At 51.3% G+C, this 4,146-nt stretch carries 3 protein-coding genes; 1 reads left to right on the forward strand and 2 read right to left on the reverse strand.

The window, feature by feature from the left end:
* The first annotated feature begins 328 nt into the window (after window positions 1–328).
* Window positions 329–820, forward strand: a complete 492-nt coding sequence (locus JJD74_RS30240) for a hypothetical protein (protein WP_042559323.1) — start codon at window positions 329–331, stop codon at window positions 818–820.
* 56 nt (window positions 821–876) lie between these two features.
* On the opposite strand, the gene JJD74_RS30245 is transcribed toward JJD74_RS30240, so the two are convergent.
* A complete protein-coding gene (locus tag JJD74_RS30245) occupies window positions 877–3,126 on the reverse strand; it encodes an autotransporter outer membrane beta-barrel domain-containing protein (RefSeq protein ID WP_200618060.1) in 2,250 nt (749 codons plus the stop codon).
* A 224-nt stretch (window positions 3,127–3,350) separates the two neighbouring features.
* On the reverse strand, window positions 3,351–4,049 hold the full coding sequence (locus JJD74_RS30250; protein ID WP_200618062.1) for a hypothetical protein: 699 nt from the start codon (window positions 4,047–4,049) through the stop codon (window positions 3,351–3,353).
* Window positions 4,050–4,146 lie beyond the last annotated feature (97 nt).

Consider the following 4,146-nt stretch of genomic DNA (forward strand, 5'->3'; position numbering starts at 1 on the left):
AAGCGCTTCGACTTCAAATGCCCCATCGAGGTGATGGGAGAGGTCATGCAAAACTCCATGGCAATGCGGCATGATGCTCCGGCTTCAATTCAATAACCGTGTTGCACTCAGCTCCTGCAACCGCCCTCAATAAAATCATAGGATTAACGCCATCAGAAAATCGAACAATAAACAACTGGCCCCGAAACAGCAAAAATCACACTTTCCCCCAATTGTAAACTGTCAAGCTTTACAGTTTACAAGCAACGAATATAAACGGTTTTATAGCCTCATCCCGGAAGTTTCGTTTAATAGCGGGATATCTCGTCATGACATGGAGACCGCAATAATGACCAGCAAAATTACAAAGCGAAGAAATGAAGTCGGTACGGGTAATTGTGAAGGAACTATAAATGGTACAGAGCCCTTTAACGCCAGACTTGTGGAGCTTTCGGAACAGGTTTTCCCACCGCCGCATGGGACTGCACACGTCATGTTTGCTCGTGAACGCGGCCCTGCGCCGACGTTCGCAACGAAGGAGCTTACACTTTCGTTCACTAAAGGATTACCAAGCAGCACTTACTCTCTGGCACCTGATTCGCATGAGGTTCGCATCACATTCGCCGACAACAGCGATCCTGAGAACCCCGTTATTTATACTCAACGCTCCGGAACAGCGGTTCTTGTATACGAAGCCCCTGCTCGAGTTCTTTTCGGAAACCTGGAAAACGTCATCCTTGAGAATCGGGACGATGACAAGCAAAAAGAAATCACTCTTCAAATCAGGTTTAACGCGAAGGGAGCTATTTCGGTTTCGAGCAAGCCTCGCCTCGTTGCATAAATAATCAACAAAACAAGAAAAGGAAGCTTTCGCTTCCTTTTCTTATAACTGTTTTATTACCACGTATAGCGCAAACCGATATTGGCACCAAACGGCTGTTCTATATTTTGCCCGTTGCTGTATTCAAAATCAGCATGAACACTCAAATTTTTCGCGACAACCATTGCGACACCCGCCCCCACCTCTGCGCGAGAACCTGAAAGATCATTATTGAAAACGTTGTTATTAACCTGTACTTCATTATTTTTCGCAAACTCGTGAGCCCATGCGACACGCATGTAGGGTTGCACCACCCGGCCTTGCCCCAACTCAATGTTCCGTCCCGCGGTAACGCCTATCTTGCCGATAAACGAGCGAGTACGATCCCCGTCAGCTCGAAGATCGTTGCTCAGAGAATAATCCTTGCCCTCGATGACCACAGCAGACCATTGGGTGTAGGGCTCCAAAAAATTCCCATCAGCCAAAGTGATGTGTTTGCCGAACTCTACCGAACCGCCAACCCCGGAATTATCATAATCACCTTTGGCTCGAGAACCATCGCTCAACCCCACCTTGGCGTCATTACGGAAATGGTTGGCCTTCACTAAAAAATCAGCGTAGTAGCCTGTCTGCGCATCCAGCCAGGTTAGATAGCTACCCAGATAGTAACTATCAACGCTACCCGATGTGCCGGCACCGAGGTCAAGGTCAGACTGACTTTGACCCGCCATTACGCCGATCACCCATTGACCATCACCCAAGGGCAACGGAGCATCCGCTCCCAACGTAAAGCCGTGCTGACGCTGTTGATAGCCAACACCTGAACCATCGCTGACGTTGTATTTATTGGTATATGTACGTGCCCATGCGCTAGACTGTCCGCCATTGAATCGCAGTTCACCCATCCGGGTGCGCAGAGAAGTCAGTTCACCCAGCCAAACAGTCGAAGCCGTATTGAACAGCGCCAGCACGGAGCGCGCCCCAGGACTGACCGTACGCGTACTGGGATCGAGTATCCAATCGTTACCGCTTTTAGCCAAGGCATAGGAAAAGGCGCCGAGGTCGACGTCGCGTTCGATGAAAAACTGTGCATCCCCCCCTGCCGTTTGCACAACGCGAATAGGTTGCCCGCTGGCAGGGTCAACGCCACTACTGGCGATCAACAGTTCATGGGTCCCATGGGCGACTCCGGTGACATTCAGCAGATCCGTCTGACCCGTACTAAAGTCGGTGCCCATTAAGAAGCGACCATCGCCGGACAGTGAGTTTACGTTTAGTTGATAGAAGGCATCGCTAGCCCCAAAAACCACCGAACCTCCGTTGTTCAAGGAAAGCTGATCGATGTTGCTGTTACCTGTAAGCACCCATTTGGCACTGTCGTTGATCGTGGCGCTGGCAACATTATGCAGCTGCCCTGTCAGCGTTGAGTTTTCTTGCAAAATCAATTTTGTGGTGCTGCCTTGCTCCGTAACGATATCGCCCGTCAGCGTACTGCCGTTGACCACCAGCGATGTATTCGCACCTCCTTTGACATCCAGCAACGTGCCATTGCCAGCCAGTAAACTAGAGTTGGTCAATGTTATGGAGGCTGTCGAGTCCGCACGGTTGGCAAAATCCACCAGGATCGCCGCGCCGGTTCTACCTTGTACCGTAGTGTTTTCGAGGCTCAACACCGCTGGCTGTACTTCATTGGGGTCAAAGCCGATGACCACACCTTCACGGCCACCAACAATCGTGCTGTTTCGCCCAATCGCTTGGCCACTGCTCAAGCGAAGTCCATAACTGTTGGCGCCGGTTCCGAGAAGACTGGAATCGATGAGGTTCAGGACGCTGTAGGCGCTGACCAGCGCGCCCCCTGTTCCACCCCTGATCGTGGTTCCGCCGGTGACGGTGACCTGAGAACCGATCTGCGTATTCGCATCGCGAACGACCTGTAGTCCTACCCGATTACCCGTAATAGTGCTGTTGTCGATCGTGGCGTTGCTGTTGCTCAAAAAAACCGCCGCCAAGCCACCAACACCTGTGACAGTTGTGCCACTCAAATTGACAGTTGACCCATTGCGCGCTGATATCTGCTGCGTCGAGCTACCTGGATTGACGATCAGCGCTGAACTGTCAGCGGTGATGGCGAGCGTTTGTGCGCCATTGACAGTCAGTTTCGCATCTTGCGCAAGATCCCATGTTTGCGGAGTGCCGCCGTTGACGGTTTCCTCGCGTTCCACGACCGGCGCAGCGCTGGCAAAAGCGCTAAAAAGTGCCAACAATGAAGGACTTAAAATGACGCAGCACCGCGAGCGATTCCCGCCCGGTAACGACTTACCCCACATAGTGAATACCTGCTTCTGACTTGGAATGAAGGCGTTTTAGCCAGCCTTTGAGGATCGCAAGGCTATAGAGAAGACTCACTCTTTTCTGTAGGACTTTTCTTTATTTAGAGCGCGAATGGTCGTTCAAGGCCGACGAGAGTTATTCAGAATTTATTCAGGAGCGGGATTAATTAAGGAGGGGCAGCGAACGGCTTCCTGGCCGCACTGCCCCCCCGATAACTTACTTATGGTGTAGGAGAAAAAAAATCTTCACAGAACCGTCCCTCACTATCATCCAGATCCAGCGCGCGTATCGCAGGCAGGGAATCGGGTGTCGGATTATTACCTGCACCTCCACGCGAAATTGAATAAGTCACTCTGCCGTTTGCCAGGTGCGTGGGTTTGAAGTCCTCCATATAATCGCCGATTTCAATCACGACGCCCTCCGCAGGGAATGTTCCGACAATGGGAAACGTGGCTTCAGCGTCAGTACCAGGAATAGGCACAGGAACATCTTCTATAGTCATCCCCTGAAACTTCAGTGTAATGGTCTCACCATCCACTGTGTATGTGTTTGGTATCACCCGTACACGCAGGTTTCTCCTTTCTGTACCATCATTCGGTACAGTGGCTGTAGGGAAATTCAATGTGGAGCATCCGATCCGTCTTGCCGGCCCCGCAAGGCCCAATATTTCCGGAGCCGCCATTTCAATCGGGAACGGATCCACTGGAATAACTTTCGGCCGAGAGTCCGTTGGATTGTGCGTGTTGGGAGAGCTCAAGGTATAACGAAGAACTTTAGTTCCACTGTTTTGATCGGCAATAGTTTTCCAAGGGATAACTCGATCAATCGTGGTGCCCTCCTGCCCAATCGTCAGAGCGATAGATTCGCCGATCTTGACATCATCATAAAACAGGGCGGCGGCGAAAACTGAGTGCAACACCTGACCTTTCCGGTACGGTGCTGTCCCTATGTCTTATTCCGAACTCAGCGTTGAAGAGCGCGCCACCATTCAAATCGGTCATGCCCAAGGTTTCAGC

It is taken from the genome of Pseudomonas sp. MF6776, from assembly GCF_016613125.1.
In the GTDB taxonomy this organism is placed as follows: domain Bacteria; phylum Pseudomonadota; class Gammaproteobacteria; order Pseudomonadales; family Pseudomonadaceae; genus Aquipseudomonas; species Aquipseudomonas iridis.